This is a genomic window from Alcanivorax sp. 1008 (assembly GCF_020667895.1).
GTDB lineage: Bacteria > Pseudomonadota > Gammaproteobacteria > Pseudomonadales > Alcanivoracaceae > PGZG01.
Genome location: NZ_JAFMPS010000002.1, coordinates 122423 through 143664 on the forward strand (window position 1 = coordinate 122423; position 21242 = coordinate 143664).

Consider the following 21242-nt stretch of genomic DNA (forward strand, 5'->3'; position numbering starts at 1 on the left):
ATACTGGCAAGCATGCCACATACCGAAGTATGCGGCAGGCACTATCCGCCTTTACTCAGACAATTCTTACTCGGGAACAAAAACGTAACCAACACCCCACACGGTCTGCAGATAACGGGGGCGGGACGGGTCTTCCTCAATCAACCGGCGCAGGCGCGACACCTGAACGTCAATGGAACGCTCCATGGCCGACCATTCGCGGCCACGGGCCAGGTTCATCAGCTTGTCCCGGGTCAACGGCTCACGCTGATGCTGGGCCAGTGCTTTCAGAACGGCAAACTCACCGGTGGTCAGACCCACCTCCTGGCCGTCGCGACTAAGAATCCGGGTACCCAGATCCAACGTCCACGGGCCAAAGCTGATCTGCTCCTGATCACGGCTCGGCGCGCCAGGCAGATCACGCACTCGACGGCGCAGCACAGCGCGGATACGTGCATCCAGCTCCTGCGGGTTAAACGGCTTGGCCAGATAGTCATCAGCACCAAGCTGTAGCCCCTCGATACGCTCGTTATCGTCTCCCTTGGCGGTCAGCATAATGATCGGCACATCATCACCACGCTGGCGCAGGCGCTTGCAGATCGACAGGCCGTCCTCACCGGGTAGCATCAGGTCCAGCACGATCAGGGAGAAAAGCTCGCGCGACAAAGCCTTATCCATTTGCTCGGCGTCGGCCACGCCCTTGACGTAAAAGCCCTGTTCTTCGAGAAAGCGCTGCAGCAGCCCACGCAGACGCTGGTCATCGTCTACCACCAGAATCTTGTCTGTCGGTTGTTCCGCACTCATGGACTACTCCGCTAGGTCAGATGTGAGGGCATCTTCCGGGCAGGTGGCGGGCTTTTCAACTGCCGGAAGGGCCTCAAGTTGACGGGATAAGTATCAATCTGTGACGAAAACGGCCAGCCAGACCTTTGCGGTAACGAATCATCACTGACCGTTGGCACCCCCCGGGGGGTATCATCCGCCCATTGTCCGAACTTTAACGAGACTATCTTTCATGTCTGACCTGCCCGCCCGTCTCAGCGCCCTTTGGCGAGAACTGCCGCCGGTACCACGGCTGCTGATCGGCACCATAGTGGTGATTACTTTACTGGTGCTGTTCAAGCCGCCCGCGCCGCAGGAGCCAGCCACGGACTCCAGCCCGCGGGTGCTGATCGAAATTGCCCGGCCGGGGCTGTTCGCTCCGCAGTTATCACTGTTTGGCCGCATTGAGTCACCGGCCAGCGCCACCCTGTCATCCTCCGTCACCGCGCTGGTTCAGCAAGCGGTTGCCTTACCCGGTGACCGGGTCAGCGCCGGCGACCTGATCCTCCAGCTGGACCCGCGCGAAGCAGCGCTGGCTCGCGCTCAAGCGGATGCGGCGCTATCTCAGACTCAGGCACAAAAGGCCAGCGCCACAAAACGCCATCAAAGTGACCGCAAGGCATTGGAGCTGGAGCAGCAGCTTACCGATCTGGCCAAGCAGAACGTGGGTCGCCTGGAGCGACTCAGGGAAACCAATCTGGCCTCCCAGACCCAGCTTGATGAAGCCCGACAGGCACTGGCCCGACAGCAGCTGAGCCTGGAGACCCGCCAGCTGGCCGTTTCCAATTACCAGAACGATGTGCGCCGCCTCGACAGCGAAATTGAACGTGCTCAGGCGGCCCGCGATCAGGCCGATCTGGATCTGGCCCGTAGCGAAGTACGCGCCCCTTTCGACGGACGCATCACCGCCCTGCATGTGGCTGAGGGCGAGCGGGTTAGGCCCGGTGAGCCGCTAATCAGCCTGTATGCGGATCAGGGCATCGAGATTCGTGCCCAGATTCCACTCAACCACCTGCCGGAGGTGCGTGCTGGTCTTGATGCCGGCGGTCTCGCTGGTGAACTGGTTATCGAGAACCGCCGCTTGCCGCTGCGGCTGGCCAGATTGGCCGGCGAAGTGGAGCGCGGCCGCGGCGGTATTGATGGCCTGTTTATACTGGACGCCAGTGATGTCACCCCGGAGCTGGGCCGGCCACTACCTATGACCCTGACGCTGCCGCCCCGGGATGGGTTAGTGGCGCTGCCCGCCGCCGCACTGCATGGCCTTGACCGGGTTTACCGACTTGACGATGAGAACCGCCTGCAGACGGTAGCCGTGACGCGCATCGGCGACTGGCAGGGCGCAGACGGTGAACAACGATTGCTGTTTCAGGGTGACTTCCAACCCGGCGACCGCCTGGTGATCAACCAGCTCCCCGGCGCCATTGATGGCCTGCGCGTCCAGCCGGCGGAAGGCGGCCAGACCCCGCAAGGCCTGGAACCGGAACCTGAACCGGAGACGCAAACCCCGGAGTCAGATAGCCAATGAGTCAGCGCGGCATCATTGCCAGTTTTACCGAACATCGCCTGGCCGCCAATCTGCTCATGCTGCTGATGCTGATGGCGGGTCTGTACGGCCTGCAGCAGCTTAACCGCCAGCTGTTCCCCACCTTTGATTTCGATTACATCACCGTGTCCGTGCCGTGGCGCGGCGCCAGCCCGGAAGACATTGAACGGGCCATCACCATCCCGGTGGAACAAAACCTGAAAACGCTGGCCAACATGCGTCGCCTGACCGCCCGCTCTGAGCAAGGCCTGGCCATGTTCTTTATGGAGATGGAAGACGGCACGGACCTGAGCCTGGCCATTTCCGACGTCCGCCAGCGCATCAGCACCATCCGCAACCTGCCTCAGGATGCAGAGCAACCGGTGGTCAAGAAACTGGATCGTTTCTCACCCATCGGCAATATTCTGGTTTATACCGAGCGCGGCTCGCTGGCCGAACTGCGGCCATTAGTGCGGCGCATGGAAAACGAGTTGCTGACCCGTGGTATCGGCCAGGTACAGTTTGCCGGGCTACCCGCTGAAGAAATGGCCATTCAGGTGCCTGCCGCCAACCTGCATGACTTGGGCATGACGCTGGATGAACTGGCGGTGCGTATCCGTCAATTCAGCGACGACATTCCCGCCGGCACCGTGGGCCGCGATGAAGCGGCCAAGCAATTGCGCGGACTGGGCCAGCGCCGTAATGAACGTGGCTTTGCCGACCTGCCTTTGTTCACCGACCAGAGCGGCCGCCTGCTGCGACTGGGTGACATTGCCCTGATCGAAAGACGGCCCCGCGATGAACAGCCTTACATGACTTACCAAGGCTTCCCGGCGATTGAAATTCAGGTGATGCGCGCGGAGAAGGATGACTCGCTGGACTCCGCCGCCATCATGCAGCAATGGATTGCGGAGGTGCAGCCTACCCTGCCGGATGGCATGCACATGCATGTCTACTTCGAAACCTGGAAGCACCTTCGCGACCGAATAGAAACACTGATGTGGAACGGTATTACCGGCTTGATTCTAGTGATCGCCACGCTGTTCTTTTTTCTTAATGCACGGGTGGCATGGTGGGTCACCGTGGGCATTCCAGTGTCTTTTATGGCAACACTGGGCGTGCTGCTTTTTATGGGTGGCACCATCAATATGATCAGCCTGTTTGGCCTGATTCTGGCGCTAGGTGTCATTGTTGATGATGCCATCGTTGTTGGTGAAGACACCTTGACCCACCTGCAACAAGGGGAGTCCCCCCTGCACGCGGCCATTGGCGGGGCGAAAAGAATGTTCTGGCCAGTGGTGGCCTCATCACTGACCACCATTGCTGCATTCCTGCCGTTGGCGCTAATGGGCGGCGCCATGGGCAAAATCGCTTTCGATATACCGTTTGTAATGATCTGCGTGATCATCGCTTCGCTGATCGAGTGTTTCCTGATTCTGCCCGGCCACCTGCACCACAGCTTTGCCAACAAGGAGATCCAGCAAGGCGGCCTGCGCGAACGGATGGATCAACGTTTTGACCGCTTCCGGGAAAACACTTTCCGTCCCATAGTACGCTGGGCCATCGAGAGACGTTATGCGGTAGTTACCGGCGCCTTCTGTGCGTTCTTTGTGGCTCTGGCAATTGTTGCCACCGGCTGGCTCAAGTTCACCTTTTTCCCACCGGTGGATGGCGACCAGTTGCGTGCTGTGGTGGAGTTCAGTGCTGGCACCGACCAACGCACGGTTGACCGTTTCCTCAATCATCTGGAAACCACTTTGCAGGAAACCGACGCCTCATTTGACGACGACATCGTTCAAACCGTGGTGCAAATTCATCGCAGTGCCGCCGGCTTTCCAAGTATCGGCGGCAGCCGCAATAAACTCGGCGATCACTACGGCACATTGTTGGTAGAGGTTTGGACGGGCAATGATCGCAGCGTGTCCAATGACGAATTTATCACCGCCTGGCGGGAAAGAATTACCTCTCCGCCAGGTCTGGAACTGCTAACCATCGGCCAACCGGATGCGGGACCGCCCGGCAGCCCGGTGGCCCTGCGCCTTGGTGGCGCGGATATCAACACACTGAAATCCGCATCCCTGGAAATACAGGAAGCCCTGAAGCGTTATAGCGGCATCAGCAATGTCGAGGATGACCTTCCGTGGGGCAAGGAACAGCTAACCTTCGAGCTAACCGCCGAGGCCCGTGCACTGGGGCTGACGCTGGCCTCTGTGGCCGCCCAGCTGCGCAGCGCTTTCGATGGCACTCTGGCTCAGCTGTTCAACGATCAGGACGATGAAGTGGAAGTGCGGGTAATGCTGCCGGACAGCGAACGGGGCAGCCTGTCGGCGCTGGACAGCATGCCGGTAATTGCCCCCAACGGCGACACCCTGCTACTTAGCGACGTGGTTACTTTCAGCAGTCGTCAGGGCGTTGATTTGCTGCGCCGGGTAGATGGCCGACTGTCCGTGGTGGTGTCCGCTGATCTTGATCCCGAACAGGGCAATGCCAACCAGATCATTCAGGATCTCACCGAGCGAGTGCTGCCGGCGATTCAGGCGCGCTATCACATCAGTGTTGATGTGGAAGGCAAGCTCAAGGAGCAGGCCGAAAACATGCGCGACATCCAGACCGGACAAATGCTGGCGCTGGCGCTGATCTACATCATTCTGGCCTGGGTATTTGCCAGCTGGTCCTGGCCGGTGGCAATCATGACCGCCATCATGTTTGGCTTCACCGGTGCCGTAATTGGCCATCTGTTTATGGGCATATTCGGCGTCAAGTTCTCCATGTTTTCCATCATGGGTCTGTTCGGCCTGGCCGGCATTATCGTCAACGACTCCATCGTATTGGTAAGTTTCTTCCGCCAGCTGGTGGCCTCGGGCATGGATCACTTCGAAGCTATTGTTGAAGCCTGCGTACGGCGCCTGCGTGCGGTACTGCTGACTTCCATCACCACGGTGGCAGGCCTTGCACCGATCCTGCTGGAGACCTCGCTGCAGGCACAGTTCCTCAAACCCATGGCGGTCAGTCTGGTATTCGGGCTGAGCTTTGGCACCGTGCTGATCCTGCTGGTGGTGCCGAGCATGCTGATGATCATCGAGGAAACCAAACCCAAGCTGGCACGGCTCACCGGACTTATCGGCCAGGCCATGGTGCCACGCCAGCTCCCTGCCACGGTTAGCGGCATTTGGCATTTCGATCCAAAGCAATATCGCCGCAACGAAGAACCGCAACCGGGCCTGCGCGGCAGCCTGTGGTGGCCCACGGGCCTGCTGCTGTTATTTGGCCTGCAATTGCTTGGCCACCTGCTCATGCTGCTCGGACTAATCAGGGAGAGCGGTATCAGCGGCACACTAACCCTGGCACTGCTCACTACCCTGCTGCTCGGCTGGCTGACCACTCAGGCCCTGCGCGCCTTGTTCGGTCAGCAGCTGGCGGTGCGTAGCCGCAGCCGGATACTGCTGCTCACCGGCCTGCCGCTGCTGCTAATTGGCAGTGTGTTAAGCCGCTTTGATCCGGCCCTGCAAACACTGGCGCTGGCCCAATGGCAGCTGGCCATGCGGCTGCTGCTGGAGGTCGGCCTGACGGTCATTTTGCTGCGCTGGCTGCGCCGTGCCCGGGTTACTTTCAGGCGCTAAGCCTGCCGCTTGACCACTCATCCGACAGACACCGCCGCCTAACGGTGAAATCATGTAAACAGCAGGTGTGGCAATTTCACTGCGCTGCTATGATGATGACCTGAATGAGGCCACTTAAGATGGTCCCCGGGAAAGAGCGGAGAAAGTACCCCATGGCAAAGATCCTTATCGTTGATGATTCCCCCACCCAAATGGCTAACATGATCAAGATCGTGGAAAGCCATGGTCACCAGACAGTGACCGCCACCAATGGTCTGGAAGGGGTCGAGATGGCAAAAAAAGAACTGCCTGACCTGATCCTGATGGACGTGGTAATGCCGGAGCTGAACGGCTTTCAGGCCACCCGCAAGATCACCAAGGAGCCATCCACCGCTCATATTCCGGTGATTCTGGTGACCACCAAGGATCAGGATACGGACAAGGTATGGGGCGAGCGTCAGGGCGCCAAAGCCTATCTGGTCAAGCCCGTGCAGGAGAATGCGCTGATCAGCAAGGTCAACGAACTGCTCGGCTGACACCATTCAGCACAAAAATACAATCTGTGAACGGCCGGCCTCATTGCCTATGATGCCGGCCGTTGTGTTTTTTGCCTGAGGGATTTTTTCTCCATGTCGACCCCCACACCGGCCGCCACCAAGGCCAGCATCGAAGCGATCATCGCCAGCGAGATCAATTGCCAACCGGAGCAGGTCCGCGCCACCGTCGCCCTGCTTGATGAAGGCGCCACCGTGCCGTTTATTGCCCGTTACCGCAAAGAGGCCACCGGCGGCCTCGACGACACCCAGCTGCGTAACCTGGACGAGCGCCTGCGCTACCTGCGCGAGCTGGAAGATCGCCGCGTGGCAATCCTGAAAAGCATTACCGAGCAGGACAAGCTGACCCCCACTCTGGAAGCACAGATTCTGGCCGCCGACAGCAAGACCCGGCTGGAAGATCTGTACCTGCCCTACAAACCAAAGCGTCGCACCCGCGCCATGATTGCCCGCGAAGCAGGTCTGGAGCCGCTGGCCGATGCCATCCTCGCCGACCCGTCGCAAAATCCGGAAGAGCTGGCCAACGGCTACCTGAACACGGAGCACAACATCAATAGCGCCAAGGATGCACTGGACGGCGCCAAACAGATCTTGATGGAGCGCTTTGCGGAAAACGCCGACCTGCTCACCCGGCTGCGCACCTGGCTGTGGCAGCACGCCATGGTCACCGCCAAGGTGGCCGACGGCAAAGAGGATGAAGCAAGCAAGTTCCGCGACTACTTTGATCACAGCGAAAAACTTTCCGAGATCCCCTCCCACCGTGCCCTGGCCCTGTTTCGTGGCCGCAATGAAGGGGTACTGCATGTCAGCATGGCCCTGCCTGAAGAACTGGAAAGTGCATTGCCGCACCCGTGCGAAGACATGGTGGCAAAGTGCATTGAGTGGACCAATCAGCAACGGGCCGGCGACGCCTGGCTGGCAGAAACCGTGCGCTGGACCTGGAAGATCAAACTGGCCACCCATCTGGAAACCGAACTTCTTGGACGCATCCGCGAAATGGCTGAAGAAGGTGCCATCTCGGTATTCTCGCGCAACCTGAAGGCCCTGCTGATGTCACCGCCAGCCGGCATGCACGCCACCATGGGTCTGGACCCGGGCCTGCGCACCGGGGTCAAGGTGGTGGTGGTCGATCAGACCGGCAAGCTGCTGGAGTCCTGCACCATTTTTCCCCATGTGCCACAGAATCGCTGGGATCAATCGCTGGCTACCCTTGGCGCCCTGTGCATGAAGTACAAGGTAGCCCTGATCGCCATCGGCAATGGCACCGCCGGCCGGGAAACCGACAAGCTGGCCGGGGAAGTAATGAAAAAACTGCCGGACCAGAAAATCAGCAAGATCATCGTTAACGAAGCCGGCGCTTCAGTGTATTCAGCCTCCGAATTGGCGGCCCGGGAATTCCCCGACCTTGATGTGTCCTACCGTGGCGCGGTATCCATCGCCCGCCGCCTGCAGGACCCTCTGGCGGAGTTGGTAAAAATTGATCCGAAGTCCATCGGCGTGGGCCAGTACCAGCACGATGTCAGCCAGATCAAACTGGCCCGCAGCCTTGATGGCGTAGTAGAGGACTGTGTAAACGCGGTGGGCGTTGATGTGAACACCGCATCCGCGCCACTGCTGGCGCGCATTGCTGGCCTGAACAGCACCATCGCCAGCAACATCGTCAGCTACCGGGAAAAAAATGGCGTCTTCGCCAATCGTGATGCACTGAAACAGGTGCCGCGTCTGGGCGAGAAAACTTTTGAACAGGCCGCCGGCTTCCTGCGCGTAATGCGCAGCGAAAATCCGCTGGACAGCTCTGCAGTACACCCGGAAGCCTATGTGGTGGTTGAACGGATCGCAGCCAAACATGGTCGCCCGCTGCAGGACCTGATCGGCGATATCAGCTTCCTGCGCAAACTGGACCCGGCGGATTACACCTGCGAGCGCTTCGGTGTACCAACCGTGAAAGACATCATCAGCGAACTGGAGAAACCGGGGCGGGATCCTCGCCCGGAGTTCAAGGCGGCCGAGTTCAAGGAAGGCGTTGAGGAAATGAAAGACCTCAAGCCGGGCATGATTCTGGAAGGCGCGGTTACCAACGTCACCAACTTCGGTGCCTTCGTTGATATAGGCGTACACCAGGATGGCCTGGTGCATGTTTCCGCCCTGTCCAATACCTTCGTCAAGGACCCTCACGAAGTGGTGGCGCCGGGAGACATCGTCAAGGTGAAAGTGGTAGAAGTGGATCTGGCCCGTAAACGTATTGGCCTGACCATGCGCCTTGAAGATCGCCATGATGAACGCCCCGCCGCTGGCGACAATCGCAGCCAGAACAATCGCCCTCGTCAGGGTGGCCGGCCTGGTGGCGGTGGCGGTGGCGGTGCAGGCAGACAGAAATCCGCACCGCCAGCAGCCACTGGTGGTATGGCAGCACTGTTTGCCAAGGCTCAGGAAGAAGCGAAAAAGAAAGGTAAATAAACAGCAGGCGCGGCCACCGCTGCGCCCGCCACTGCGGATTAATGCGAATGAGCGAAACTCTGAATCGCCGCCTGCAAGCTCTGACGGATGCCAATATCGCACCCACACTGTGCGATATCCGGCGCGGCATAGAAAAGGAAAGTCTGCGCATCACCCCGCAGGGAACACTGGCGCATACTCCTCACCCGCAGTCACTGGGCTCCGCCCTGACCCATCCGCATATCACGACGGACTACTCTGAGGCGCTGCTGGAATTCATTACACCGGCCACCACCGGCGTGCGCACACCTCTGGAGTTTCTTGATCGGGTGCATCGCTACACCTATAGCCAACTTGGCGACGAGTTACTCTGGGTTAACTCCATGCCGTGCAAGGTCAGTGGTGATGACGACGTTCCGGTGGCCTACTACGGCACCTCGAATATCGGTCGCATGAAGCATATTTACCGGCTGGGGCTTGGCCACCGTTATGGCCGCCGCATGCAAACCATCGCCGGCATTCACTACAACTTTTCCTGGCCAAAATCATTCTGGGAAATTCATCAACAGGCAGAAAGTGATCGGCGCCCGCTGCAGGATTATATTTCTGCGCGCTACTTCGACCTGCTGCGCAATTTTCATCGCTACAGCTGGTTGCTGACCTATTTGTTTGGCGCTTCCCCGGCGGTGTGTGGATCTTTCCTCAAGGGGCGCGACCACCAGCTGCTCAAGCGCGCCGATCATAGTCTGTTCCGGCCTGGCGCCACCTCGCTGCGCATGAGTGATCTGGGTTATCAAAACAATGCCCAGTCGAGCCTGCATATCAGCTACAACGATATCGACAGCTATGTGCGCACACTCAATCATGCCATCCATACCCCGGAGCCTTCCTATGAAGAAATCGGCGTCTGCGTGGATGGTGATTACCGTCAGTTGAACGACAATATTCTGCAGATTGAAAACGAGTACTACTCATCCATCCGCCCCAAGCGCAGCATCCGTCAAGGTGAGCGCCCCACTCAGGCCCTGCAACGCGGCGGCGTGGAGTACATCGAAGTACGGGTGCTGGATCTGGACCCGTTCGAACCGGTGGGCATCAGCGAAGACACCATGCGCTTTATCGATCTGTTTGCCAGCTTCTGCCTGCTTGAAGATTCGCCGTTAGTAGAAGCCTGCGATCAGATTGCCGCCAAACAGAATATTCGCCAGACCGTGTACAACGGTCGCGAAGCAAATATCAAACTATGCCGTGGCGGGCGTCAGGTTGACCTGCACCAATGGGCCAATCAATTACTTGATCAGATGCAGGAGCTGGCCCAGCTATACGATCAGGCCGAAGGTGGCTCTCACTACCAGCGTTCGCTGACCCTGCAGCGCGACAAAATCGCCAATCCGCAACTAACCCCTTCCGCCCGGGTACTGGAATGCATGGCCCAGGAGAAGATCGGCTTCTTCGAGTTCGCCATGCGTCAGGCGCAGCAGCATCGCAGTCTGTTCCGCAACCAGCCGCCCAGCGAGCAGGATGCCAAACTGTTTGCTGATCTGGCCGCGCAGAGCATTGCCGAGCAAGCCGCCCGGGAAGCCGAGCCACAACAGCCATTTGCTGAGTTTCTCGCTGATTACTTTCGTGACTAGCTGATACATCATCCGGCAGACCAAAGGGCCGTTCTGTGAACCGAGCGGCATCATTGTGTCCACCCCTCCGTGGTAGCGTTAAGACTGTTCATGGAGTGTTCGCTGATGAAATCGCAACACAGCAATGATGAGTGTGACAAAGCCTACAATCAGGGCTGTCTGTGGGGCCTCAGCGGTCGTTCATCGGCCGGCTGCCCACATGACGACGAAACCCTGATCCAGTGGTGGGAGTCCGGTTGGGCAGAAGGCAACGAAGCCTGGCTGCGCAAACAGACCGAACAACGCGCCGCCAGCTAAGCGGAACCCCGCTCGCAAAGCATGGTCTGCGACTGTGCAGGTTGCCTGTCGGCAGCCTTTTCCCTAACCTTCGCCGCACATTAGCCGTTGTCCGAACCTGACAGGAGAGGTCGCAGTGACCCTGATAACCCGTCTGCTGGCACCCCGTTTACTAAATTTTTTCGCCTTCCTGGCCTGCTTTGTAGCCATCGCCGGCGCCCTGTATCTGGAGCATTTCGAGGGACTTGATCCCTGCCCACTGTGTATTTTCCAGCGTGTCGGAGTGATTTTTGCCGGGCTGTTCTTCCTGCTCGCCACCCTGCATAACCCGGGCGCTGTCGGCCAACGGGTTTACGCTGTGCTGGCCGGCATTGGCGCTATCGGCGGTGGTGCCGTGGCCGCCCGCCATATCTGGCTGCAAGGGCTGCCGCCGGAGGACGTGCCCGCCTGCGGCCCGGCGCTGGACTACATGATGGACGTGTTTCCGTTTCTGGAAGTCATGAGCATGGTGCTGACCGGCTCCGGCGAATGCGCCAAGATCGACTGGCTGTTCCTCGGCATCTCCCTGCCCATGTGGTCGCTACTGGTAGCGATCGGCCTGACCGGCGTCGCCCTGTTCCAGCTTCTGCGTCGCCATGCTTGATGGTCTGCTGATCCTGCTGGCATTCCAGTTTGCCGGTGATCTGCTAGTTCGCACCCTCGGCCTGCCACTGCCAGGCCCGGTGCTGGGCATGGTGCTGCTGCTGATTGCCCTGACCACCCGAGCGGCGGTGCTGCAGCGAGTGGCGCCCGCCGCCAATCTGCTGATTGGTAATCTGACCCTGCTGTTCTTCCCCATCGGTATTGGCATCGTGCTGGAGTGGGAGCGCTACTCGAAGCATGGTCTAGCCCTGCTGGTATCCATCGTCGCCGGCACAATCATTGCCCTGGTTTTGGTCACCGCCCTGCTCAAGCTGTTACTGCGGAGCCAGCCGTGAGCGCCTTCAATACCCCGCTGTTTGCCCTGTTCCTGACGCTGGCCAGCTACCGTCTGGCCTGGTGGCTGTATGAACGCAGCGGCCGGCATCCATTGGCTCACCCCTTTCTGGTGGCCATGGTTCCAGTGATTATCACCCTGCTGCTGCTGGGGATTTCCTATCGGGACTACCTTGCCGGCACCGCAGTACTGCAGTTTTTCCTCGGCCCAGCCACCGTGGCGCTAGCCTGGCCGCTGTATCGCCAGCTGACCACCCTGCGCAAGATCTGGGGACAGGTGCTGGTATATATCCTGATTGGCGCCCCGTTGGCAGCCGGCCTGGCAATCGGCCTGGCGGCCATGTGTGGTGCGCCGCTGGATGTTATTGGCTCGCTGGCGCCGAAATCCATCACCACCCCGATCGCTCTTGAAGTCAGCCGCATGACCGGCGGCTACCCAGCTCTGGCGGCAGGCGCCGTGGCCATCACCGGTATCGTCGGGGTGCTTGCCGCTCCACTGGTGTTCCGCCTGCTCAAGGTCAGCGACGACCGAATTCGCGGGCTGGCCCTTGGGCTGGTGGCCCATGCCATTGGCACCGCCCGTGCATTCGAGTATGGCGAGCGAGCGGGCGCTTACTCCTCCCTGGCTTTGGGGCTCACTGGCCTGCTCACTGCCATCGCCCTGCCATGGCTGTGGCCATGGATCAGCGCCCTGCTGCAATAACTCCAGCGACTTTCGCCACGGCTTTTTATGAGAAATCCGTCTTTTGGCTAACCCTATGTTTTTACGCGCTATTATTCGCAAAAAGCAAAAAGTTTGAGGTAGTTCAGCCACGGCCAATTGCATGCGCCGCCGAGCCGCGCCTTACTTGTCCTCCCCCGCTAACAAGGGGAACGACGAAGACGGAATTTCGGAGGAAGCCATGTCATACCATTCCCACGCTGCCCTGCAGCAATGGCAACGGATTGAATTACTGGTCCAGCAATGGCTGGGCGAACGCCAGCAGATTCTGCGCATGCTATTCAGCCTGCGCACCCTGATCAGCAGCGACCGACAACGCAGTCCACTACCCCAGCGGGTGCAGCAGTTCTGTCAGTTGCTGATGGATTATGTCAGCGCCGGATACTTCGAGGTTTACCGGGAACTGGCCCGAGAGGTCCACCATACCCAGCCGGAAAACCGGGCCCTGGTAGCCGCCATCCTGCAACGACTGGAAGAGTCCACGGATGCAGCCCTGGCATTCAATGACGACTTTGACAGCAACGGCAATATCACCGCCCTGCGAGCTAATCTGCCACAGCGACTGCATGAGTTGTTGATCAAGCTGGAAGAGAGGTTTGCTCTGGAAGATCAGCTAATTGTAAGCATTCACCAACGGGAAAGTCCGCCACAGCGGATGTTGGTACACTGACGTAGTACGGCGGGAATTAGGACAGGAGAACACACCACCGGCTCAGGCCGGTGGTGTGCCAGGGTATTACTCTTTAACGATGTCGAGCAGTTCCACTTCGAATATCAGCGTAGCATTCGGGCCAATCACACCACCCGCGCCCTGCTCACCATAGGCCAGGTGCGGCGGCAGCACGATGCGCCACTTGTCACCGATCTTCATCATCGGCAGAGCTTCCTGCCAACCTTCGATAACACGATCCAGCGGGAAGGTAGCCGGCTCGCCACGATCAACCGAGCTGTCGAATACGGTGCCGTCGATCAGGGTGCCATGGTAATGAGCAACCACGGTGTCGGTAGCAGCAGGGCTGGCGCCGTCGCCAGAGGCCAGCACTTCGTACTGCAAGCCGCTATCGGTTACGGTGACGCCCTCTTTCTCGGCATCAGCAGCGCGAAATGCTGCGCCTTCGGCCAGGTTTTCATCTGCCTCACGAGCCATTTCAGCCTGCTCCTCTTCCATCTTCTTCTGCTGGAAAGCCATGATCACTTCATCCATGGTTTCCGGGTCCATCAGAGCCTTGTCGCCTTCACCCAGTGCACCAGTGCGCATGCCGGCCAAAAAGCTGTCCAGATCGATACCATCCATCCGGCCCTGCATCTGCTCACCGGTACGAAAGCCCAGCGCGTAAGCCGCTTTCTGGTCGTCATTATCCAAACTAACCTTGGGCGCATTGTCGCCACAGGCAGTCAATGCCACCGTACCAGCGATCAGCAGTGCAAACTTGTTCATCTTGCCTCCATTGCGAGTAATGTAATTATTGTGAATCTACCGAAGTCCCCTGACGAATAGCCTCAGAGGACAATGTGCGGATCTCTTTTTGTTCCATCGGTTCCGCTACCACACCAGGTGGCGGCACCTGACCAAACTGCCAGTTCCCGGATGAATCACGCCAGCGGTACATGGCAGGCAGTTCATCCTGCTGTCCAGCGGAAAATAATCCGGTCGACTCGGAGACACCCTGACGAAGGCTGTCTGGCTGAATCAACGGTTGACCGTTTTCCATCGGCACGTACATCAGTGCCGCCAGCACCGCAGCCGCCAGGGCGATAACCAACAAAAAATACTTCATGGCCTCAACCCCCCCTGATTGCCGGCGAAGCGGCAAGCATACAGGCGTTTAACTGCCCTTGTCATGGCACACGGATGCACCCTGTCACGATTTTCATATCGGCTGCTGCACAGTGGGCTACGCTATCCTATAGTGGCACCAGAAAGGGGAGACCATGTCTGTCAGCGAAAGTGCAGTAACTCCACAAGATGATGTTCTGACCCCGGCGCGCCCCGTTGCAAACCGGGCTGACCAGCATTTTGTCATTCTGCTGGCCAACGCCAAGGGCGGCTGCGGCAAAACCACGCTTTCCACCAGTCTGGCCAGCTACTACGCCGGCAGCGGCCGCGACGTCACCCTGCTCGACCTTGACCCCCAGCAATCCGCCTCCCAGTGGTGCCGGCAACGCCAGCAAGGTGGCAACGACGATATCCGCCTGATATCCATCCCGTTAGACAGAAGCTTTCATGCCGGCAAGCTACAACAGGCCCTGCGCCAGACCAACGATCTGCTGATCATCGATTCCCCGGCGGGCCTCGACGGTAGTGCCCTGAATGCCTTGCTGAATATTTCCCGGGTGGTTTTGGTGCCGGTGCTGCCCAGCCCCATCGATATTCGCGCCGCCACCCGCTTTATGCAGGCGGTGATGCTATCCCCCGCCAATCGGCGCAGACCGAAACGACTGGCGGTGATTGCCAACCGCGCCCGCGAGCGCACCCGCATGTACTCCCGTCTGGAGCTATTCCTGACCAGCCTGAAGATTCCGTTCCTGAGCACCCTGCGCGACACCCAGCTATATGTTCGGGCCGCCGGCGAAGGATGCGGCGTGCTTGACCTGCGCGAAGCAGATCAGCAGGACCGTGATGCCTGGCGCACGGTAATCGAGTGGCTGGAAGTGCAGCGTCACCTGAGCGGCGTCATCCCTCGGCTGTAATGGCCTGTAAAACCGACCTGTGGACCGTTGTAGAGCTGTTGCCGACGCCTCCCCTGCGCTAGAGTTGGTCACCAAGGCAGATAACAATAACAGCGGCCATTAAGGTCGAATAACCCGTCTGGAGCATTCATGCGCCACAGCCACCTCGGCAAATTGATGCTGATTCTGGTCGGGCTTGTCGGTGCGCTGCAACTGGCCAGCCACCTGACCTCGCGCCATGCCATCCACGACTCTCTGGTGGAGGACGCCGCACGGGAACTGCGTATCGGCGCGGATATTTTCTCTGAACTACTCGGCCACCACGCCACCCAGTTGAGTACGCCCAGCCGCATGCTGGCCATGGACGAGTCATTCCGGCAGGCCGTCATAGCCGACGATGTCACCACCATCAATAACGCGCTGACCGGGCTGGCCAGCCTGCTGAAAGCGGATCTGGTGCTGCTATCCAACAATCAGGGCCGGCTGATCAGCCCGCAAAGAGCCGCCGCACCAAGGAACCTGCCGCAGGACAGGGCGAGCCGGGTGGACTACCTGATCCTCGCCGGGCAGGCCTATGAAATCGTTATGATTCCCGTGCCGGATACAGGCCAGAACGACTGGCTGGTGGTGGGCTATCTGCTTGATGAAGCGCTGGTCTGGAATCTGTCCCAGCTCACCAATCTGGATGTCTCCCTGCTCAGCACAACCGGACGCGACCTGATCGCCAGCACCTTATTGCCCGAGCAGGCGAAGACCGCCGCCAGCTGGCTTGCCAACACCAACCATTCCAGCGAGCCGGGTCAGGCGGTTGCCGAAGGTGCCAACTTCCTGTTCCTCACCTTGCCGCTATCTGATGAAGTCAGTGCCGTGCTGCAGTTACCCATGGAGCGTGTGCTGGCGCCGTCCCATGCCCTGGACCGACAGCTGATATGGCTGACCATTGCCGGCCTGCTGCTGGCCGTACTGGCTGCGGTGCTGCTGGCCCGTGGCATCAGCCGCCCGGTGACGGCACTGGCCAATGCCGCGCAGCGCATTACCTCGGGCCACTACAACACCGTCATGGCGGTGCGCGGCGATGACCAGTTCAGTGCCCTGGCGAAAGCGTTCAATGCCATGCAGGGCGCCATCGCGGAACGCGAGCAGCGCCTTGTTCATCAGGCAGAACATGACTCCCTCACTGGCCTGCCCAACCGTCGCGTTGCCCTGCTGTTGCTGGAGGAAGCCATTAAAGACGGCAAGCCCTTCGCGGTCATGGCACTGGACCTGAACCGCTTCAAGGAAATTAACGACGCCCTTGGCCATGGCGTGGGCGATCAGGTATTGGGTGTTGTGGCGCGGCGCCTTGCCACCAATACCAAGGAGCGAGACTTGTCAGCCCGTCTTGGTGCCGATGAGTTTTTACTGCTGCTCAGCGATGTCGATACCGCCCAGGCCATCCACGTGGCCCACCGCATTCGTGACCGGGTTGTACAAACCGTAGAACTGGATGACCTGCACCTGAATGTTGAAGCCAGCATTGGTATTGCCCTGTTCCCCGAACACGGCACCGATGGCGAAACCCTGATGCGACGCGCCGACATCGCCATGTACGATGCCAAGCAGGCAGGCCACCAGGTGGCGGTATATCAGCCCGGCTGGGATGAGCGTCACCTGCGCCGCTTGTCGCTGGCCCGCGACCTCAAGGAAGCACTGATCAACGAAGATTTGCACCTGCTTTACCAGCCGAAAGCGGCGCTAAGAGATCGCGAACGAATCGGCGCCGAAGCATTGATCCGCTGGCACCACCCCACCCTGGGACCACTGCGTCCGGATGAATTTATTGTCATTGCCGAAGACGCTGGTCATATCAATCGACTGACCCGCTGGGTGCTGAAAGCCGCCGTGCAGCAGTTGCAGCAATGGCACCGCGAGCACCTGATGGTGCAACTGTCGGTGAATATTTCCGCCAGCGATTTGCAGGATGAAGACCTGCCCGGCTTTATCGCCACCTTGCTGACTAACGCCGAAGTAGAGCCCCAGGCTTTATGTCTGGAAATCACCGAAAGCTCGGTAATGAAAGACGAGTATCAGGGCCACGCCATGCTGGCACGACTAAAAGGCATTGGCCTGCGACTGGCGGTGGATGATTTCGGCACGGGCTATTCGTCCCTGTCGCAACTGAAGCGTATGCCGGTGGACGAACTGAAGATCGACAAATCCTTTGTTCTGAATCTGGACCACAGCGACGACGATGCGGTGATCGTTCACTCAACCATTGAGCTGGGCCATAACATGGGTCTGGAAGTGGTGGCCGAAGGGGTGGAAAACCGGGAAACCGTCATGCTGCTGGAAAGTTTTGGTTGCGACATGATTCAGGGCTTCCTGCTGGGCAAACCAATGAGCGCCACCGAGTTAGCGGTGTGGGCCAGAGCATGGCTGGAACAGCCGCGAATCGGCGAACAGAGTCTGTCGGCCTGACAGAAACATCTCCCGCTCTGCTACACTCGCGCTTCATTTTCCACCCGGCTCCGTCATGATCCAGCTTGAAAGCCTGCGCCTGCGACGCGGCCCCGATATTCTTCTCGACCACGCCAGCATGACCCTGCACGGTGGTTGGAAAATCGGCCTGACCGGTCGCAATGGTTGCGGTAAAAGCTCCCTGTTCGCCCTGCTCAGCGGCCATCTTGAAGCGGACGCTGGCAGCCTGTCCGTGCCCGCAGACTGGCGCATGGCGATCATGGCTCAGGAAGTCCCGGCGCTGGACCAGCCCGCCATCGACTATGTGCTGGATGGCAACACACCGCTGCGCGCCGCGGAACAGGCCCTGCGTGATGCGGAAGCCAGTGCTGACGGCATGGCCATTGGTCATGCCCATGAAAAACTCGATGCCCTTAATGCCTGGTCACTACCCGCCCGCGCCGCTGAAGTGCTGGCCGGTCTGGGTTTTGCCGCTGACGCGCAAAACAATCCGGTGGCCAGCTTCTCCGGTGGCTGGCGCATGCGCCTTAATCTGGCCCGGGTGCTGCTGGCGGATGCCGACCTGCTGCTGCTCGACGAACCCACCAACCACCTGGATCTGGATGCGGTGCTGTGGCTGCAGGACTGGCTGCAACAGGCACCGCAAACCCTGCTGCTGATTTCCCACGACCGGGATTTTCTCGACGCCACCATCAGCCATATTCTGCATATCGAACAGCAGCGCCTGACCCTGTACAGCGGCAACTATTCCGCCTTCGAACGGCAGCGGGCCGAGCGCATGGCCCAGCAAACCCATGTGTACGAAAAACAAAAAGCCCAGGCCGCTCACCTGCAAAAATTTATCGACCGCTTTCGCGCCCAGGCCACCAAAGCCCGGCAAGCACAAAGCCGTCTGAAGGCACTGGCGAAACTGGAATTAATTGCCCCCGCCCATGCGGAAGACGGTTTCAGTTTCAGCTTCCCCAAACCGCTCAAACTGCCCAACCCCATGCTCGATCTGGTCAAGGTGCAGTGCGGTTATGGCGACACGGCCATCCTTCATGATGTGACCTTTTCTATCCGCCCGGAAAGCCGCCTTGGTCTGCTCGGCCCCAACGGCGCGGGCAAATCCACCCTGATCAAAACTCTGGCCACCCAGCTGCCCGCCCTGAGCGGCAAGTTCACCGTTGGCCCGGAACTGGTGATCGGTTATTTCCATCAGCAACAGGTGGACGCCCTGCCCCAGGACAAAACTGCCTTTGCCCTGATGCAACTGGCCCAGCCGAAATGGGAAGAGCTACAGGTACGCAAAGAGCTGGGCCGATTTGGTTTCCACGGCGACGACGCCTTTGCCGAAGTGAAACGTTTTTCCGGCGGCGAAAAATCACGCCTTGCGCTGGCCCTGCTGGTGCAACAAAAGCCAGCACTGCTATTGCTTGATGAGCCGGCCAACCACCTTGATCTGGATATGCGCGAAGCGCTGACCATGGCGCTGCAGGAATTTGAAGGCGCGGTGATACTGGTTTCCCACGACCGGCACCTGCTGGAAACCACCGTCGACGAACTGGTGCTGGTGGCCAACGGCACAGTAACGAAATGGGAGGGTGATCTGGATGACTACGCCCGCTGGCTGCGTGAACGCAACAAGCAAACCAGCAGCGTCAGCGACAGCCCCGCCGGCACCAGTGACAACAAACTCAAGCGCCAGCAGGCGGCCCAGAAACGGGCCAACCTGCGGCCACTGAAACAGGCCGCCGACAAGCTGGAAAAGCAGCTGGAGAAACTGCAGCAGCAGCTCGCTGAAGTAGAAACCAAATTAGGTGATGAAGCGCTCTATCAGGCGGATCAGAAAGCCACCTTAAATGACCTGCTGGCCCGTCAGGGCACCCTGCGCAAGCAATGTGAAAGCGTGGAAGGCGACTGGCTGGAAGCCATGACCGCACTGGAAGAGGCCGAGCAAGCGGAAGACTAGAGGAAAACTGATAGCGCCGATCAGGGATTGACCAGACCCACAGCTGGCAGGACACTCCTATCACCAGCGTCACCCAAAATAATAAACCGGGAGAGCCATAATGAAGCCAGTTGCCCTTGTTACCACCATTACCACCTTCGCTGCCGCCCTTACCTTGCTGCCCGCCAGCGCCCTGGCACTGGATATGAGCCAGCAGCAGTTCATTGATTACTCCGCAGAGCAGCACTGCCTGAACCAGAAGCTGTGGGACCAACCGGCACAGCTGGAAGCAGAGCTGATCAAGCTGGAGGAAAAGTACGGCATCAGTGAAGACGACCTTGATGCGCTGGATGAGCTAACCGCCAAGTACAACGCCGACGCCACTATTCAGCCGCAGATTGAAGAAAAAGCACTGGCGCTTTGTCCTAGATAGAAAGGCCCTGGATAATAGGCAGAAGCCCATCCTAACGGGGCAGCTGGCCGATCAGTGCAGAAGTACCCGCGCCGCAGGCAATCACACTCTTCATCATCTGCTCCACCCGGATCTCCGGGTGGAACTCCACCAGATCCGTACTGACGTGATAGATAAAACCGGTGGTCGGATTCGGCCCAGTGGGCACGAATACGCTCACCCGGCCATCCTCATGGCGCGACGTCACCAGACCCAGCACGGACACCTCCACCTGACGGCCATACAGCCACACTCTGGCCACTTCACCGCGCTTGAATGGCGAGTCATTACTATTGCCCAATAACTGCGCCGTGATTTCACGCACACTGCGATAGCCGGGCACGCGCACCATCAGCACTTCTTCCGCACGCAGCCACAACCAGGCACCAAGACGGGTTGCCACCAAAGTGCCAATCAAAAAACACAACAGAATCAGCAGCGCTATCACGATCAAATCCGCCAGCACTTTGGGCAAACCAAAGGTGGCAATAACCGGGCCGGTAAAGGGTGAGATCAGCCCGCTGGCCGCATCATATATCCAGCTAAAAATAGTGCCGACAATCACCATGGGCAGCAGGATCAGCAAGCCGCCCGCCAGCGAGCGGCGAACGATCATGGAAAAACGACTTTCAGGAACTTCAGTCATAGTGGAGCCTAATCCTGCTGGTAACGAATGCCGCTAATGTACCAGAGCTTGGCACCGGAAGGCGTATCAACTTCAGCCTCATCATCCACCTGTTTTTTTAACAGCGCGCGGGCTAATGGTGAATCGATACTGATATAGCCAAGCTTGCCATCAGTTTCATCCGGGCCCACCAGACGGAAGGTGGACTGCACGCCGTCTTCGTCCTCCAGCGTTACCCAGGCACCGAAAAACACCCGGCTTTGATCCGCAGGTGGGCGGTCCACCACATTCATGTCGTCCAGACGCTTGCTCAGAAAACGAATACGGCTATCAATCTCGCGTAGCATCTTTTTGCCATATATGTACTCCGCATTTTCCGAACGGTCGCCCTGGGCAGCGGCCTCCTGCACGGAACGGGTCACCTCCGGGCGTTTCACCTTCCACAGGTGCTGCAACTCTTCATTCATCGCCCGATAGCCTTGCGGGGTGATGTATTTGGAAGCCGGTGTGCTGGGAGGTCGCCAACGGGACATTGCGCCAGATCAACTCATGGTTTGAACAATGCTGCCAGTATGGCTATCCCGAAACACG

Annotated in this window: 19 protein-coding genes; 14 read left to right on the plus strand and 5 right to left on the minus strand. The window is 59.1% G+C overall.

The annotated features are described in order from the left end of the window. Window positions 1-66 precede the first annotated feature (66 nt). Entirely contained in the window at window positions 67-783 is a 717-nt protein-coding gene (gene ompR / locus J1C54_RS03370) for a two-component system response regulator OmpR (protein ID WP_229144493.1), read from the minus strand. A gap of 211 nt (window positions 784-994) precedes the next feature. Between ompR and J1C54_RS03375 the strand changes: the two genes are divergently transcribed. The 10 genes from J1C54_RS03375 to J1C54_RS03420 all read left to right on the plus strand — a co-directional run bounded on the left by J1C54_RS03375 (window position 995) and on the right by J1C54_RS03420 (window position 13188). Further along, window positions 995-2326 (plus strand): efflux RND transporter periplasmic adaptor subunit, encoded by a 1332-nt coding sequence (locus J1C54_RS03375; RefSeq protein WP_229144495.1) that lies wholly within the window; start codon window positions 995-997, stop codon window positions 2324-2326. After that, window positions 2323-5943, plus strand: a complete 3621-nt coding sequence (locus J1C54_RS03380; RefSeq protein WP_229144497.1) for an efflux RND transporter permease subunit — start codon at window positions 2323-2325, stop codon at window positions 5941-5943. Before J1C54_RS03375 ends, J1C54_RS03380 begins: the two co-directional genes overlap by 4 nt. A 152-nt stretch (window positions 5944-6095) precedes the next feature. Then, the gene (locus J1C54_RS03385; protein ID WP_229144498.1) at window positions 6096-6458 is read left to right on the plus strand and encodes a PleD family two-component system response regulator; all 363 of its coding nucleotides are present in this window, start codon (window positions 6096-6098) and stop codon (window positions 6456-6458) included. A 93-nt stretch (window positions 6459-6551) separates the two neighbouring features. After that, window positions 6552-8933 (plus strand): Tex family protein, encoded by a 2382-nt coding sequence (locus J1C54_RS03390; protein WP_229144500.1) that lies wholly within the window; start codon window positions 6552-6554, stop codon window positions 8931-8933. Window positions 8934-8980: 47 nt separating this feature from the next. Beyond that, a complete protein-coding gene (gshA, locus tag J1C54_RS03395) occupies window positions 8981-10546 on the plus strand; it encodes a glutamate--cysteine ligase (RefSeq protein WP_229144502.1) in 1566 nt (521 codons plus the stop codon). Window positions 10547-10651: 105 nt separating this feature from the next. Next, a complete protein-coding gene (rmf, locus tag J1C54_RS03400; RefSeq protein WP_229144503.1) occupies window positions 10652-10843 on the plus strand; it encodes a ribosome modulation factor in 192 nt (63 codons plus the stop codon). A 115-nt stretch (window positions 10844-10958) separates the two neighbouring features. Further along, the gene (locus J1C54_RS03405) at window positions 10959-11465 is read left to right on the plus strand and encodes a disulfide bond formation protein B (RefSeq protein ID WP_370635600.1); all 507 of its coding nucleotides are present in this window, start codon (window positions 10959-10961) and stop codon (window positions 11463-11465) included. Then, window positions 11458-11799 (plus strand): CidA/LrgA family protein, encoded by a 342-nt coding sequence (locus J1C54_RS03410; RefSeq protein WP_229144505.1) that lies wholly within the window; start codon window positions 11458-11460, stop codon window positions 11797-11799. Before J1C54_RS03405 ends, J1C54_RS03410 begins: the two co-directional genes overlap by 8 nt. After that, complete coding sequence (locus J1C54_RS03415; RefSeq protein ID WP_229144506.1) at window positions 11796-12500, plus strand: LrgB family protein; 705 nt, start codon at window positions 11796-11798, stop codon at window positions 12498-12500. The genes J1C54_RS03410 and J1C54_RS03415 overlap by 4 nt, the downstream gene beginning before the upstream one ends. A 199-nt stretch (window positions 12501-12699) precedes the next feature. Then, window positions 12700-13188, plus strand: coding sequence for an Rsd/AlgQ family anti-sigma factor (locus J1C54_RS03420; RefSeq protein WP_229144508.1), 489 nt, complete (start codon window positions 12700-12702; stop codon window positions 13186-13188). 66 nt (window positions 13189-13254) lie between these two features. On the opposite strand, the gene J1C54_RS16550 is transcribed toward J1C54_RS03420, so the two are convergent. Continuing rightward, window positions 13255-13956: an FKBP-type peptidyl-prolyl cis-trans isomerase gene (locus J1C54_RS16550; protein WP_255612484.1), complete on the minus strand. Its 702-nt coding sequence runs from the start codon at window positions 13954-13956 to the stop codon at window positions 13255-13257. A 25-nt stretch (window positions 13957-13981) separates the two neighbouring features. Next, the gene (locus tag J1C54_RS03435; protein ID WP_229144510.1) at window positions 13982-14296 is read right to left on the minus strand and encodes a DUF4124 domain-containing protein; all 315 of its coding nucleotides are present in this window, start codon (window positions 14294-14296) and stop codon (window positions 13982-13984) included. 154 nt (window positions 14297-14450) lie between these two features. On the opposite strand from J1C54_RS03435, the gene J1C54_RS03440 reads away from it, so the two are divergent. The 4 genes from J1C54_RS03440 (at window position 14451) to J1C54_RS03455 (ending at window position 20008) form a co-directional block, all read left to right on the plus strand. Continuing rightward, the gene (locus J1C54_RS03440; RefSeq protein WP_229144511.1) at window positions 14451-15209 is read left to right on the plus strand and encodes a ParA family protein; all 759 of its coding nucleotides are present in this window, start codon (window positions 14451-14453) and stop codon (window positions 15207-15209) included. 129 nt (window positions 15210-15338) lie between these two features. Next, window positions 15339-17645: a bifunctional diguanylate cyclase/phosphodiesterase gene (locus J1C54_RS03445; RefSeq protein WP_229144513.1), complete on the plus strand. Its 2307-nt coding sequence runs from the start codon at window positions 15339-15341 to the stop codon at window positions 17643-17645. A 55-nt stretch (window positions 17646-17700) separates the two neighbouring features. Further along, window positions 17701-19596: an ATP-binding cassette domain-containing protein gene (locus J1C54_RS03450; RefSeq protein WP_229144515.1), complete on the plus strand. Its 1896-nt coding sequence runs from the start codon at window positions 17701-17703 to the stop codon at window positions 19594-19596. Window positions 19597-19696: 100 nt separating this feature from the next. Further along, on the plus strand, window positions 19697-20008 hold the full coding sequence (locus J1C54_RS03455; protein WP_229144516.1) for a hypothetical protein: 312 nt from the start codon (window positions 19697-19699) through the stop codon (window positions 20006-20008). Window positions 20009-20039: 31 nt separating this feature from the next. On the opposite strand, the gene J1C54_RS03460 is transcribed toward J1C54_RS03455, so the two are convergent. Both J1C54_RS03460 and greB read right to left on the minus strand, forming a co-directional pair. After that, the gene (locus J1C54_RS03460; protein WP_229144518.1) at window positions 20040-20672 is read right to left on the minus strand and encodes a DUF502 domain-containing protein; all 633 of its coding nucleotides are present in this window, start codon (window positions 20670-20672) and stop codon (window positions 20040-20042) included. Window positions 20673-20680: 8 nt separating this feature from the next. Beyond that, a complete protein-coding gene (gene greB / locus J1C54_RS03465) occupies window positions 20681-21184 on the minus strand; it encodes a transcription elongation factor GreB (protein ID WP_229144519.1) in 504 nt (167 codons plus the stop codon). Between the last annotated feature and the right edge of the window lie 58 nt (window positions 21185-21242).